The organism is Mesorhizobium sp. B2-8-3 (genome assembly GCF_006440815.1).
In the GTDB taxonomy this organism is placed as follows: domain Bacteria; phylum Pseudomonadota; class Alphaproteobacteria; order Rhizobiales; family Rhizobiaceae; genus Mesorhizobium.
This window is the reverse complement of the sequence record NZ_VFTW01000014.1, coordinates 83,146-96,761: the sequence shown is the minus strand read 5'-3', so window position 1 is coordinate 96,761 and position 13,616 is coordinate 83,146. Positions and strand designations below refer to the sequence as shown.

The following is a 13,616-nucleotide window of genomic DNA, read 5'->3' as shown; positions in this document are numbered from 1 at the left end:
GCTGCCATTCTAGCTTTCCTCGTCCGGCGCCTGGCACTGTCGCTCGTCACGCTGTTCCTGCTCAGCGTCATGGTGTTCCTTGGCGGCCAGGTGCTGCCTGGCAATGTCGGGCGGGCCATTCTGGGGCCGTTCGCCGACCAGCGCGCGGTGGATGCGCTGAACCATTCGCTCGGCGTCGACCGGCCGCTGCTCGTCCAATATGGCAGCTGGATCTGGAATTTTCTTCACGGCGACATGGGAACCTCCTATGTCTTCCGCGCGCCGGTGGCGCCGTTCGTCGTCGATGCCTTGGGCAATTCGATGAAGCTGGCGCTGGTCGCCTTCGTGCTGGTGGTGCCGATCGGCATCCTGGGCGGGGTGATCGCCGCGCTCAATTTCAACCGGCCGCTCGACCGCATCATCAGCCTCGGCGGCCTGTCGGTCACGGTGCTGCCGGAATTCGTCACCGGCATCATCCTGATCCTGATCTTCGGGGTGTGGCTGCGCTGGCTGCCGATCGCCGCCGCCTGGCCGAAAGGCGCAGGCTTCCTCACCCAGCTCTACTACCTGATCCTGCCCTCGCTGCCGCTGTTTTTGGTGCTGTTCGGCTATATCGCGCGCATGGCGCGCTCCGGCATGATCGAGGCGCTCGATTCCGACTATACGCGCACCGCGGTGCTGAAGGGCCTGCCCTGGCGAACGGTGATCTGGCGCCATGTGCTGCGCAACGCGCTGTTGCCGACGATCACGGTGATCGCCACCCAGACCGGCTATCTCATCGGCGGCCTGGTCGTGATCGAGACGCTGTTCCGCTACCAAGGCATCGGCTCGCTGATCTTCACCGCCGCGCGCGGCAAGGACTTCCCGATGCTCGAAGCCGGCATCCTCACCATCGGCATCGTCTATGCGGTGGCGACCTTGATCGCCGACTTCCTCTATTCCGTGCTCAATCCGCGCATCCGGCTGGGAGCAGAGCAATGAGCGCGACAGATACACCTGTCAGCCTGCCGACGCCCGACACCGCACAGCGCAGCCCCTGGGGCGAAGTGCTGCATTCGCTCTCCAGGTCCGGCACCTTCCTGACCGGGCTTTTCATCCTTTTGTTCTGGGTCGTCTGCGCGCTGTTCGGCCAGCACTTCGTCCCCTACGACCCGCTGGCAAGCGACATCATCAACGCCCTTGCGCCGCCGGCGGCCGATCACTGGTTCGGCACCGACCAGCTCGGCCGCGACGTGTTCTCGCGCGTCATCGTCGGCTCGCGCGACATCCTGACGGTGGCGCCGCTGGCCACCATCCTTGCGACCATCGCCGGCACCGCGCTCGGCCTCGTCATCGGCTATTTCCGCGGCATCGTCGACGACATCGTCAGCCGCGTGCTCGAAGCCTTCATGGCGATCCCGGTGGTCATCATCGCGCTGCTCGCCATCGTCGCGCTCGGCACCTCGAAGATCACCGTCATCGTCGTCATCGGCCTGAGCTTCGCGCCGATCATCGCGCGCACCGTGCGCTCGGCGGTGCTGGCCGAACGCGAGCTCGACTATGTGGCCGCGGCGAAACTGCGCCACGAAGGCGCGCTGCACACCATGTTCGTCGAGATCCTGCCCAACGTCATCCCGCCGATCCTGGTCGAGACGACGGTGCGGCTGGGCTACGCCATCTTCGCGGTGGCCACGCTTTCCTTCATGGGCTTCGGCATCCAGCCGCCCTCGCCCGACTGGGGCCTGTCGATTTCCTCCAATTACGGCATGATCGGCGGCGGCTTCTGGTGGACGGTGCTGTTCGATGCCCTGGCCATCGCCTCGCTGGTGATCGGCGTCAACCTGGTGGCCGACGGCGTGCATGGAGCGTTCAATGACTGAGCCTAGCCAAGCCGCCAATGCGCTCGAGCTGAAGGACCTCTCGGTCGCCTATCGCGTCGGCCGCCGCAACCGGGCGGTGCTGCGCAACGTCAACCTGACCATCGGGGCGGGCGAAGCCTACGGGCTGGTCGGTGAATCCGGCTGCGGCAAATCCACCGTGGCACTTTCGGTGGTGCGCTATCTGCCGCGCAACGGCTCCATCACCGGCGGCTCGATCGCGCTCGACGGCAAGGATGTGATGAGGCTCGACGCGGAAGCGCTCAGGCGCGCCCGCGCCGACAGCGTGTCGATGGTCTACCAGGATCCCGGCAAGGCGCTGAACCCGTCGCTGCGCATCGGCCGCCAGCTGACCGAGATTTTCGAGCTTACCGGCGTCACCGGTCAGGCGGCGCAAGACAAGGCGCTCGCCATGCTGAACCGGGTGCGCATCTCCGATCCGGCCAGCGTCATGCAGCGCTATCCGCATCAGCTTTCCGGCGGCATGCAGCAGCGCGTGGCGATCGCCATGGCCTTGGCCAACGACCCCTCGATGCTGATCCTCGACGAGCCGACGACCGGCCTCGACGCCACGGTCGAAGCGGAAGTGCTCGACCTGATCGGGCAGTTGCGGCGCGAGCTGTCGGCCTCGATCCTGTTCATCAGCCACAACCTCGCCGTCGTCTCCAACATGTGCGACCGCGTCGGCGTGCTCTATGCCGGCATGCTGGTCGAGGAAGGCTCGACCAAGGACGTCTTCAACGATCCGCGCCATCCTTACACGGTGGCGCTGCTGCGCTGCCTGCCGCGCGGCGGCCAGCGCAAGGACCAGGGCCGGCTCGACACCATTCCGGGCTTCCTGCCCGGCATCGGCGCCACCATCACCGGCTGCGCCTTCGCCGACCGCTGCGCCTTGGCCACCGAACGCTGCCGCGCCGAGCCGCCGCCACTCTACGAGCTCGGCGATGGCCGCCTGTCGCGCTGCCACTATCACGACAAGGCGCAATCGCTGCCGCGCGCCACGCCCGCCGAGATCGCTGCCGTCCCGCCGAAGCAGGCGCCGCCGGTGCTGCAGGTCGAGGGGCTGAACAAGACCTATGCCAGCCACGGCCGCCCGCTGCGGGCGGTGAAGGACGTCTCGGTCAGCTTGAGGCCCGGCGAGACTCTTGGCCTGGTCGGCGAATCCGGCAGCGGCAAGACCACCTTCGCCAGGCTCCTGCTCGGCCTCGTCGCACCAGACGGCGGCGGCTCGATCGAGCTCGAGGGCAAGCAGTTGGCGCCGCGGCTTGCCAGCCGCTCGGAAGACCAGGTCAAGGCAGTGCAGATCGTCTTCCAAAATCCGGACTCGGCGCTCAACCGCTCGCATTCGATCCGGCATATATTGAGCCGAGCCCTGAAGCGGCTGGGCGGGCTCAGCGGCAAGACGCTGGATACACGCCTGGAAGAGCTCGTCCGCTCGGTGCGGCTCACCGACCGGCATCTCGCGGTCAAGCCGCGCCAGCTGTCGGGCGGGCTGAAGCAGCGCGTGGCGATCGCGCGCGCCTTCGCCGGCGATCCGCGCATCGTCGTGTGCGACGAACCGACCTCGGCGCTCGACGTCTCGGTGCAGGCGGCGATCCTCAACCTTCTGGCCGACCTGCAGTCGAGGCAGGATGTCAGCTATATCTTCATCTCGCACGACCTTGGCGTGGTGCGCTATCTCTCCGACAAGATCGCCGTGCTCTATCTTGGCCGCATCATGGAGTTCGGGCCGTCGGAGGCGGTCTTTTCCGGCCCGCACCATCCCTACACCGAAGCGCTGCTGTCGGCGGTTCCAAAACTCGACCGCACCGAGAGCTCGCGCATCCGTCTCGACGGCGAGATCCCGAGTGCGGCCAACCCGCCGACGGGCTGCGTCTTCCACACGCGCTGCCCACGCAAGATCGGCGCCATCTGCGAGACGCAGGAACCTGACCTCACCGAGGCCCAGCCAGGCCACACGATCCGCTGCCATATCCCCTTCGCGGAATTGGCACGGCTGCAGAGGTCAAAGACCGTGGAGACGGCCTGACGACAATCAGGGCACCGGCGCATCCGCCATGCTGAGGGCGCGGTCGCCCTCGGCGAAGCCGCTTGCGTCCGACCAGTCCCTTACCAGCATGCGGAGGCCTTTCAGCGCAATGTCGAGAGCATCGGACGATGCCGGATTGGCGGGATAGGCAAGATAGATCGGGCGCTGGAACACCGGCGTGCCCTCCACGCGCTTCAACTCGCCGCGCTCGATATGCGAGCTCACCGCGCTGAGCGGCAAGTAAGCGGCCGCCTTCTGCGACAAGACGTGCTGCAGGCCGATGAACACCAGCCCGGCCGAGATCGCCGGCTTCACCATGCCGGCAAAAGCACGGTCGTGCTCGATACGGAACTCCAGCCCCCAATCCATCAGGATGTAGTTGTCGGTCCACGATCCTGGCTGCTCGGCGTGCTGGACCAGCACCACCTGATCGACAGCAAAGGTCTCATAGACGATGCCGGGATGCGGCTTCGGCAGATAGAGGATGCAGATGTCGAGCAAGCCCTCGGCGATCTGGTCGACCGCCAGATCCGGGAAACTGCCTTCCAGCCTGAGCGCCACATTCGGCCGCTTCGCCCGCATCCATTCGATCCAGGGCGAAGTGATGCTGTCCCAGAGATAGGCGGGCGCGGTCAGTCTCAGCAGCGTTTCGTAACCATCGGGAACGGCGATGTCCTGGCGCGATTGCTCCCAGGTGCGGGTGATCGTCGAGGCATGCGGCAGGAACTGCCGGCCGGCCGGCGACAGCGTGATGCCGTCACTATCGCGAACGAACAGCTTGCGGCCCAACTGTTCCTCGAGGCCGCGAATGCGCGCGCTGACGGTGGACTGGGCGAGGTTCAGCCGATGAGCGGCGACGGTGAAGCTGCCATGCGCCGCGACCTCCAGGAAACTGCGCAGATTCTCGGTGTCCATGGTTCCTCGCCTTCAGTGTGCCGCCATCGAAAATTCCGATGGCTCCAATCAAAAAATATCGCTTTCCGGTCGCGGTCAACAGTGGCCTAAATGCCAAAGCCCCCCGCGACAAAAACAGGGAATGCCGCCATGCCGAAGCATTTCAGGACGATCGACGCCGCTCGCAAAACCCTCGGCGCAATCGAAAATTCCGCTATCGACGAATTGCTCGCCGGCAGGATCGGCCGGCGCGAATTCCTGCGCCATGGCAGCGTGCTCGGCCTGTCGCTGCCTTTCCTCGGCGGCATCGCTTCGGCGATCGGCCTCGGCGCTCCGCAAGCGCGCGCCGAAGGCAAGCCAGGCGGCACGGTGCGCGCCGGCGTCGCGGTGCCGGGCGGCGCCATCGATCCCGTCACCTACTATGACAGCGGCAGCTATCAGCTGGTTTTCCAGACGGCCGAGTTCCTGTGCGTGACGCAGCCCGACCTGACGCTGAAGCCGGTGCTGGCCGAAAGCTGGTCGCCCAACGCCGATGGCAGCGTGTGGACCTTCAAGCTGCGCAAGGGCGTGAAATTCCACAATGGCGAGGCTTTTAAAGCCGACGACGTCGTGGCGACCTTCGATCGCCTTGCCGACCCGAACGGCACGTCCAACGCGCTGTCGGTGTTCAAGGGCCTGCTGTCGAAGGGCGGCACGCGCAAGGTCGACGACCACACGGTCGAATTCCATCTCGACGCGCCGAACGGCAGCTTCCCCTATTCGGTGTCGATCGACAATTACAACGCCGTCATCCTGCCGGCGAGCTACAAGGGCGACTACGAGAAGACCTTCGAAGGCACCGGTCCGTTCCGGCTCGAAAGCTACACGCCGAAGGTCGGCGCCAGCTTCGTGCGCAATCCCGATTATTGGGGCGAGAAAGCGCTGCCCGACCGGCTCGAGTTCAAGTTCTATGCCGACGTGCAGCCGCGCATCCTGGCGCTGCAGGCGGGCGAGGTCGACGTTCTCGACGCGATCCCGCTCGACGTCAGCCAGGTGGTGCTGGGCAATCCCGACATCACCGTGCTGCGCGTCGCCTCGACCGCGCATCGCCAGCTCCATATGCGCTGCGACATGGCGCCATTCACCGACAAGCGCGTGCGCCAGGCGCTGGCCTTGTGCATCGACCGCTCCCAACTGGTCGACGGACTCTGCCGCGGCATGGCCGCGACCGGCAATGACAGCCCGTTCGCGCCGGCCTTCCCGGTCACCGACAAGTCGGTGCCGCAGCGTACGCAGGACATCGCCAAGGCCAAGCAACTGATGGAAGCGGCGGGGCTCGCCAACGGCTTCGACATGACGCTGACGACGCTGCGCTATTCCGACATTCCCGGCTACGCGCAACTGTTCCAGAACTTCGCCAAGGAGATCGGCGCCCGCATCTCGCTCAACATCGAGGACCAGGACAAATATTACGGCAAGGCGGTGTTCGGCCAGTCGGACTGGCTGGACAGCCCGCTCGGCATCACCGACTACGCGCACCGCAGCGTGCCGAACGTCTTCCTGAAGAGCCCGTTGGTCAGCGATGGTCCGTGGAACGCGGCGCATTTCAAGAACGCGACCTATGACGGCATGGTCGCCGGCTATTTGAAGGCGCTCGACCTCGACTCCCAGCGCAAGGCCGCTTCCGACATCCAGAAGCTGCTGCTGGACGAGACGCCTGTGATCTTCAGCTATTTCCCGGACCTTCTGGTGCCGGTGCGCAAGAATGTCAGCGGCCTGCCGCCGATCGCGGCCGGGCTGCTGCTCGATCGCGTATCGGTGGCGTCATGACCATGGTTGCGCGAAAGAACCCGGCGGCAAACGACGAGAAGAGGACGACGACCATTCGCAAGCCCCATCTGCGCGGCCGCGGGCCGCATTTCCCGGTGCTCGACACGATCGTGCAGTACGAGTTCGAACCGGGCTATGTCGCCTTCACCATGCCCTCGCCCAAACGGATCAGGGTGCAGATCGGGCCGATGATCGTCGCCGATACCACCAAGGCGCTGGTGTTCCAGGAGAGCGACCATCTGCCCGTATACTACTTCCCGATGAGCGACGTACGGGAAGAGTTCCTGCTGCCGAGCCGGACGACGACCGAAGATCCGTTCAAGGGTGTCGCCACGCATTACTCGCTGAACACCGGCATCACGCTGGTCGAGGACGGCGCCTGGCGCTACCTCGACCCCGTCAAGGGCTGTCCGCCGATCGGCGACCACATCTCTTTCTACTGGCCGAAGATGACCCACTGGTATGAAGAGGACGAAGAGATCTTCGTGCACGCCCGCGATCCGTTCCGCCGCGTCGACTGCCTGCCTTCATCGCGGCGCGTACAGGTGATCCTCGACGGCGAGCAGGTGGCCGATTCGCGGCGCGGCGTGTTCCTGTTCGAGACCGGCCATCCGGTGCGGCATTATCTGCCGATCTCGGACACGCGGCTCGATATGTTTTCGCCCAGCCGCTACATCTCGCGCTGCCCCTACAAGGGCATCTCCAACTATTACCATGTGACGACCCCGAAGAAGCGACACGAGAACCTGGTCTGGTACTATCCAGAGCCAGTGCACGAGGCCGAGCGGATCAAGGGGCTGGTCTGCTTCCACCATGAGCTGGTCGACAAGATCCTGGTCGACGGGGTGGAAATCCCGAAGGAAGCGACGGCGGCGTCGGACGGCTATTTCTGAGCTTCGAGGCGCGCCGGCGCAGCCATCTCAGGCCGCTTGATCGAGACCCAGTTCAGCGCATACCTTCCCGGCAGTCAGGGAGGGCGAGCAATGGATCTTTTCAAGCTGAATGGCGACGTGGCGCTGGTCACCGGGGCCGGCAGCGGCATCGGCCAGGCCATCGCGATCGGGCTGGCGGAAGCAGGCGCCGACGTCGCCTGTTTCGGCCATGCGTCCAAGGGCGGGCTTGAGGAGACTGCTCACCGGATCACGGCCCTTGGCCGCAAAGCGTTGGTGCTGACCGGCACGGTTACCTCCGAGAGCGACCTCGCCTCGGCGATCGACCGCGTCGAGGCAGAGCTTGGCGCGCTGACCGTCGCCGTCAACAATGCCGGCATCGCCGGCTCCGACCCTGCCGAGACATTGTCGCTGGAGACGTGGCGCAAGATTCACGATGTCAACGTGGCGGGCGTGTTCTTGTCCTGCCAAGCTGAAGCGCGCAAGATGCTGACGCGGCAAAGAGGCTCCATCATCAACATCGCCTCGATGTCGGGCACCATCGTCAACCGGGGGCTGACGCAGGCGCATTACAATTCCTCCAAGGCCGCCGTCATCCACATGTCGAAGAGCCTCGCCATGGAGTGGGCCGATCGCGGCCTGCGCGTCAATGTCATCAGCCCCGGCTACACGTTGACGCCGATGAACAAACGGCCCGAGGTGGCGGAAGAAGTGAAGGTTTTCAAACGCGACACGCCCATGGGTCGCATGGCGGCGCCGGAGGAAATGGTCGGACCGACCGTGTTCCTGGCCAGCCGCGCGTCCAGCTTCGTGACCGGCCTCGACCTGATCGTCGATGGCGGCTACGTCTGCTGGTAGATCGTGCGGGGTGTCCCGCGAGACACCCCGCACATTTTGATTTCACATCGGGAGCGTTGGCGTGAGCGCGCCGTCCTACTCGGCCGCGACCCCTTTCACCTCGAGATAGCTCTCCATGGAATCGTCCAGCGCCTGCAGCCAGGGCGTATGATGGACCGGCGCCATGGTGCCGGTCATCAGCGAGCGGTAGGCGTTGTCGCGGAAGGTCATGATGTTTTCCATCTTGTGGTGCTCCCACTCCATGAAGGTGCGGTTGACCGCCTCGACGTCGAAGCCCGGATAGTCGGTCTGGTCCATTAGTTCCTTGGTGTAGTCGCCCTGGAACCAGATCATCTGCTCGGCATCCTCGAGCGTCTCCTCGCGCGCGCGCCACCTGGCGCCGTGCTCGGCCATCGCCTGGGCCGACGGCAGCTTGATGCGGCCCATGATGACGTCGCGCGCGTACCAGGCCTGCGCGTCGAACATGTTGAAGGTGTAGAACTGGTCCTGCATGCCGATGTAGAAAAGCTTCGGGTTCTTCTCCCAGACGACGCCTTCGTAGAGATCGAGCGGCCACATGCGGTTGGCGGTCTTGAGCTTGAGGTCGTCGGTCAGGAACGGGAAGGAATGCAGGTAGCCGGTGCACAGGATGATGGCGTCGACATCCTTGGTGGTGCCGTCCTTGAAGTGCGCCGTCTTGCCGACGACCTTCTGCAGCAGCGGCACTTCCTTCCAGTTCTCCGGCCATTTGAAGCCCATCGGCTTGGAGCGGTAGCTGGAGGTGATCGATTTGGCGCCGTATTTGTAGCATTGCGAACCGATATCCTCGGCCGAGTAGGAACGCCCGATGATGAGGATGTCCTTGCCCTTGAACTCCATGGCGTCGCGGAAGTCGTGGCTGTGCAGGATGCGGCCGTTGAAGGTCAGGAAGCCTTCGAAGAACGGCACGTTGGGCACCGAGAAATGGCCTGAGGCGACGACGACGTTGTCGAACTCTTCAGAGTAGGTCACATCGTTGCTGCGGTCATGCGCGGTGACGGTGAATTTCTTGGTGTCGTCGGAATAAGTCACCATGCGCACCGGGCTGTTGAAGCGCACCCAGTCGCGCAGGCCCGATTTCTCGACGCGGCCCTTGATGTAATCCCACAGCACGGCGCGCGGCGGATAGGAGGCGATCGGCCGGCCGAAGTGCTCCTCGAACGTATAGTCGGCGAATTCGAGGCATTCCTTCGGGCCGTTCGACCACAGATAGCGATACATCGAGCCATGCACCGGATCGCCATGCTCGTCGAGGCCGGTGCGCCAGGTGTAGTTCCACAGGCCGCCCCAGTCGCTCTGCTTTTCGAAACAGACGATTTCCGGGATCTCGGCACCCTTGTCGGCAGCCGACTTGAAGGCCCTTAGTTGCGCCAGACCGGACGGTCCGGCGCCGATGACGGCAACACGAGATTTCATTGCGGGCCTCCTCTTTTTTGATTTCCCCAGCGAAACAAATTTCACTCACAGTGACAGTAATTGGGTCTTCGGTGCTGTCAACAAACATCTGCGGCAACGACGTTTGCGTGAAACGGTTTTTGTGCGCAAAAGCCGTGGCGTTCGCGTTCCAGCCATCGGTCCCCTGCGACACTCGTCGGCTTGCAGTCGCGGTTGCGCTCTTGTATCGCCACCGCATATGTTCACCTTGAGTGAAATAAATCCGCGAGAGTCGGGGGCGACATGGCGAACAAGAATTCCGGCACCAGGTCCACCGATGCGGCAGCGAAGGGCAAGGCGCCGTCGAAGCGCGTTTCGGCGGACGGGCGCACGATCCGCACGCCGCTGACGCAGAATCCGCACGCCATCCGCGACACGCGCGAAAAAGTGCTGGAAGTGGCGATCGGCCATGAGGTTCGCGCGTTCCGCAAGAAGCTCGGCATCACCGTCGCCGATCTCGCCACGGCAACAGACATTTCGCTCGGCATGCTGTCGAAGATCGAGAACGGCATCACTTCGCCATCGCTGACGACATTGCAGGCGCTGTCGCGGGCACTGGGCGTTCCGGTGACCGCGTTCTTCCGCCGTTTCGAGGAAGAGCACAGCGCCGTCTTCGTCAAGGCCGGCGAAGGCGTCGACGTCGAGCGGCGCGGCACGCGCGCCGGCCACCAGTATAATCTGCTCGGCCACATCGGCGCCAACACCAGCGGTGTCGTCGTCGAGCCCTATCTCATCACGCTCACCGAGAATTCGGACGTGTTCCCGACCTTCCAGCATGCAGGCATGGAGTTCCTCTACATGCTCGAGGGCGAAGTCGTTTACCGGCACGGCAATAATCTCTATCCGATGAAGCCGGGCGACAGCCTTTTCTTCGACGCCGACGCGCCGCACGGACCGGAAGAGCTGACGCAGCTTCCGATGCGATATCTGTCGATCATCTGCTATCCGCAGAACAGGGCCGGGTGATTGGCTGATCTCGCCCTTACCGCGCTCGTCATTCTAGGGCGAAGCAGGGAGCGAAGCGACGCGCGCAGACCCTAGAATCCATGCCGCGACGCTAAAGCGTTGCAACGGTTACGGAATTCCGCGCACTTGCGCCCTACACCCGAGGTCACGGCATGGATACTCGGGTCAAGCCCGAGTATGACGACATCATGGGGGTTTCGGCCAATCTCCGACGTCGGCGCCGGGGCGCCCAAGGCGGAGATCAGCGGTTCAATCCGGCCCGAATCCCGGTGACGTCGGGCTGCCGTCGTCGAGCTTCGAGAGCCACTCGACCAGCGTCGACCTGTACCGCGTCAGGCCCTTGTAGGTGGCGAGCTCTTCCGGCAGGTCGCGGATGACGCGGTGCAGGCGGCGCGCCCATTTCGGCTGCGTCACCAGCTCGTCCATCTTGATCAGGTAGCAGCGGATCGGGAAGACGATGCCGTTGGAGCGCGGCAGACGCCAGAAGCTCTGCAATTCGACGCGCAGATGCACCTTGTCGCCGACATTTTCGGGCGTGACGGTGGCGCGGTCCGGACCCCATTTGTGATAATTCTCAGGGCTGGTGTCGAGGCGCGGATTGATGGTCATCGTCCAGTTGAGGCGCCTGGCCGGCTTGCCCTGCTGGATGTTGGTGAGGAATTTCAGCGCGCGGGTGAAGATGCCCTTCTCATGCGCCAACGGCACGGGCGCGTGCCATTCGAAGAAATTCATGCCGATGTCGAAGTCGAGCGACCAGTCGGCCTGGGTGGTGACCATGCCGGCATCCATCCACAGATTGCCGTCGCGCTGGTCGAGGATGCAGAAATCGCCCTGGCTCTGGCGGGTGATATACTCCATCGGCCCGTAGGGCAGCGTCGAGGTGTCGCCGAAGGTGAAGGTGTCGTCGATGCCGAGGGGACGGTTGATCCAGCGCCAGCGGTCGCCGTTTCGCTCCAGTGTGAAATGCTCGGGATATCCCAGCGCCTGCTGCTCCATCAGAAGCTCGAGCAGGTCCCAGCCGGCCAGCGTCATGTGCGGCAGCGACTGGCAGCGCAGCGGATCCTCGGCCAGCACCAGCGCGCGGTCCTGCATCTCGGCGACATAGTGCTCGTCGACGTCGATCAGGTTTTCGAGCACGCTGCCCTTCGGCCCGACGACATGCGGCTCGATGTTGACCGCATACATGTAGGCATCTTCGTTGAACGGGAACGGAAAGCGCCTGATGTGCTCCGGGCTGTTCTTGAAGGTGAAGTCGTCGCGAAAAGTTTCCTTGCGAAAGGTGATGCCCATTGACGCCTCCTATCTTTCCAGGACCAGCGACTTGCCCTCGAAGCGCGAGACGCAAGGCATGATCTTGCAGCCTGAACGGTGATCTTCCTCGCTCAGCCAGTGATCGTTGTGGATGAACTTGCCGTCGGACGAGATCACATTGGTCTCGCATTGGCCGCAGACGCCGCCGCGGCACAGATAAGGCGGATCGACGCCGGCTGCCTCTATGGCTTCGAGCAGGCTCTGCTGCTCGCCGACACGGATCGTCTTGCCGCTGACGGCCAAGGTCACGTCGAACGGCGCACCGGGCTGCGGGGCCGCGAAATGCTCGAAATGCACGGTCTCCGGCGGCCAGCCGAGGCTTGCCGCGCGATCGCGCACCCAGTTGATCATGCCGGCTGGGCCGCAGATATAGAGATGCGTGCCGAGCGGCTGCGAGGACAAGAGCCGCTCGAGGTCGATGCGCTCCTCGCGGTCGTCGTGATAGAGCCTGACCCGGTTGCCGTAGCGCTCTCGGAGCACATCGGCATAGGTGCCGAGCGAAGCGGTGCGGCAGGTGTAGTGCAATTCGAAATTGCCGCCGTCCCCTGCCAGTTGCGCGGTCTGCGCCATGAAGGGCGTGATGCCGATGCCGCCAGCCAGCATCAGGTGTTTTTTTGCTCTCAGATCGAGCGAGAACAGGTTCACGGGATAGCTTATCACCATCTCCAGGCCAGGCTTGACGGACCTATGCATGAACAGCGAGCCGCCGCGGCCGACATCGTCGCGCCGGATGGAAATGGTGTATTCGCGCGTGTCGAGCGGCGAGCCCATCAGCGAATAGGGATTGAGCCTGGTGCGGTCGCCGTCGCGCATCTCGACCACGACATGGGCGCCGCCGGAAAAGGTCGGCAGCAGCTCGCCGTCGCGGCGGCGGAAATGGAAGCGGGTGACGAGATCGTTGACGGGAACGACGTCGCTGACGACGACGTCGAGCTTGGTGGTGCCGGTGCTCATGGGAAGGCCTCCTCCATCGGAGGAATCTCGGAGCGATCCTCGGCGTTGATGCACACGCCCTGGAAGGCGGCGAGGCGCCGCGAATAGTGATCGCGCACCAGAAGCAGCAGGCCGCAATGCGAACAAGTGGCCGGCTGCGTGGTCACATTCTCGGTGATGCCCTTGCAGTGCACGCACTGCATGCGCCGCGCCAGCGAGCCGCGATGCTCGGTCTCAATCGAGGTGTGGTCGATGCCGGCTTCGAGGGCGGCCTGCATGGCCTGGCCGATCAGGCCCTCGGTGCCGGCAAGATAGAGGCGCAACCCCATATGGGCGTTGGTCAGCGTCTGCCTGAGCCGCGGCAGGAGGCTGGCGAAGGACGGCGGCAGATGGAGCTGGGCCGGCCTCAGCGCCTCAAGCGCTGAGATGTGCTTGCCCTCGGAGTCGGGAATAAAGACGATCTCGGCTCCGTCGAAGAAGCCGGGCGGAGCCTTGCCGGCCATGTTCGTTATCGCGAGCGCGCCTTCTGCGTCGGCGATGAAAAGATGATGCTTGCCGGGCTGCGGAGAGAGCGTTCCGTAAATGGGCCGGCTGATGATCGTCTTGGCTGCCATTCTTTCCTTCGTGCCCCGAAATCCC

Annotated in this window: 12 protein-coding genes; 7 read left to right on the top strand and 5 right to left on the bottom strand. The window is 64.2% G+C overall.

All coding sequences use genetic code 11. The features are described 5' to 3' along the window. Window positions 1-6: 6 nt before the first annotated feature. The 3 genes from FJ418_RS20240 to FJ418_RS20230 are packed head-to-tail and all read left to right on the top strand — an operon-like array spanning window position 7 to window position 3,864. Complete coding sequence (locus FJ418_RS20240) at window positions 7-960, top strand: ABC transporter permease (protein ID WP_140868629.1); 954 nt, start codon at window positions 7-9, stop codon at window positions 958-960. After that, complete coding sequence (locus FJ418_RS20235; protein ID WP_140868626.1) at window positions 957-1,838, top strand: ABC transporter permease; 882 nt, start codon at window positions 957-959, stop codon at window positions 1,836-1,838. Before FJ418_RS20240 ends, FJ418_RS20235 begins: the two co-directional genes overlap by 4 nt. Further along, window positions 1,831-3,864: an ABC transporter ATP-binding protein gene (locus tag FJ418_RS20230; RefSeq protein ID WP_140868622.1), complete on the top strand. Its 2,034-nt coding sequence runs from the start codon at window positions 1,831-1,833 to the stop codon at window positions 3,862-3,864. The genes FJ418_RS20235 and FJ418_RS20230 overlap by 8 nt, the downstream gene beginning before the upstream one ends. 6 nt (window positions 3,865-3,870) lie before the next feature. Here the strand turns inward: FJ418_RS20230 and FJ418_RS20225 are convergent, their stop codons facing one another. Beyond that, window positions 3,871-4,779, bottom strand: coding sequence for a LysR family transcriptional regulator (locus FJ418_RS20225; protein ID WP_140868619.1), 909 nt, complete (start codon window positions 4,777-4,779; stop codon window positions 3,871-3,873). 129 nt (window positions 4,780-4,908) lie between these two features. Between FJ418_RS20225 and FJ418_RS20220 the strand changes: the two genes are divergently transcribed. The 3 genes from FJ418_RS20220 to FJ418_RS20210 all read left to right on the top strand — a co-directional run bounded on the left by FJ418_RS20220 (window position 4,909) and on the right by FJ418_RS20210 (window position 8,315). Beyond that, window positions 4,909-6,567: an ABC transporter substrate-binding protein gene (locus FJ418_RS20220; RefSeq protein ID WP_140868615.1), complete on the top strand. Its 1,659-nt coding sequence runs from the start codon at window positions 4,909-4,911 to the stop codon at window positions 6,565-6,567. Window positions 6,568-6,569: 2 nt separating this feature from the next. Beyond that, window positions 6,570-7,460 (top strand): DUF427 domain-containing protein, encoded by an 891-nt coding sequence (locus FJ418_RS20215; RefSeq protein WP_140868717.1) that lies wholly within the window; start codon window positions 6,570-6,572, stop codon window positions 7,458-7,460. A gap of 90 nt (window positions 7,461-7,550) precedes the next feature. Then, a complete protein-coding gene (locus FJ418_RS20210) occupies window positions 7,551-8,315 on the top strand; it encodes an SDR family oxidoreductase (protein ID WP_140857464.1) in 765 nt (254 codons plus the stop codon). A gap of 75 nt (window positions 8,316-8,390) precedes the next feature. Here FJ418_RS20210 and FJ418_RS20205 read toward each other — a convergent pair whose 3' ends face one another. Then, a complete protein-coding gene (locus tag FJ418_RS20205; protein ID WP_140868612.1) occupies window positions 8,391-9,749 on the bottom strand; it encodes an NAD(P)/FAD-dependent oxidoreductase in 1,359 nt (452 codons plus the stop codon). A gap of 261 nt (window positions 9,750-10,010) precedes the next feature. Between FJ418_RS20205 and FJ418_RS20200 the strand changes: the two genes are divergently transcribed. After that, window positions 10,011-10,733, top strand: a complete 723-nt coding sequence (locus FJ418_RS20200) for an XRE family transcriptional regulator (RefSeq protein WP_140657734.1) — start codon at window positions 10,011-10,013, stop codon at window positions 10,731-10,733. Window positions 10,734-10,982: 249 nt separating this feature from the next. On the opposite strand, the gene FJ418_RS20195 is transcribed toward FJ418_RS20200, so the two are convergent. Genes FJ418_RS20195 through FJ418_RS20185 form a run of 3 tightly spaced genes read right to left on the bottom strand, consistent with a single transcriptional unit; the run spans window position 10,983 to window position 13,591 of the window. Continuing rightward, on the bottom strand, window positions 10,983-12,023 hold the full coding sequence (locus tag FJ418_RS20195) for a DUF3445 domain-containing protein (protein WP_140857467.1): 1,041 nt from the start codon (window positions 12,021-12,023) through the stop codon (window positions 10,983-10,985). Window positions 12,024-12,032: 9 nt separating this feature from the next. Beyond that, window positions 12,033-12,998, bottom strand: a complete 966-nt coding sequence (locus tag FJ418_RS20190; protein ID WP_140868609.1) for a PDR/VanB family oxidoreductase — start codon at window positions 12,996-12,998, stop codon at window positions 12,033-12,035. Beyond that, window positions 12,995-13,591 carry a dimethylamine monooxygenase subunit DmmA family protein gene (locus FJ418_RS20185; RefSeq protein WP_140645119.1) on the bottom strand — a complete coding sequence of 199 codons (597 nt, stop codon included), beginning with the start codon at window positions 13,589-13,591 and terminating at the stop codon, window positions 12,995-12,997. Before FJ418_RS20185 ends, FJ418_RS20190 begins: the two co-directional genes overlap by 4 nt. Window positions 13,592-13,616 lie beyond the last annotated feature (25 nt).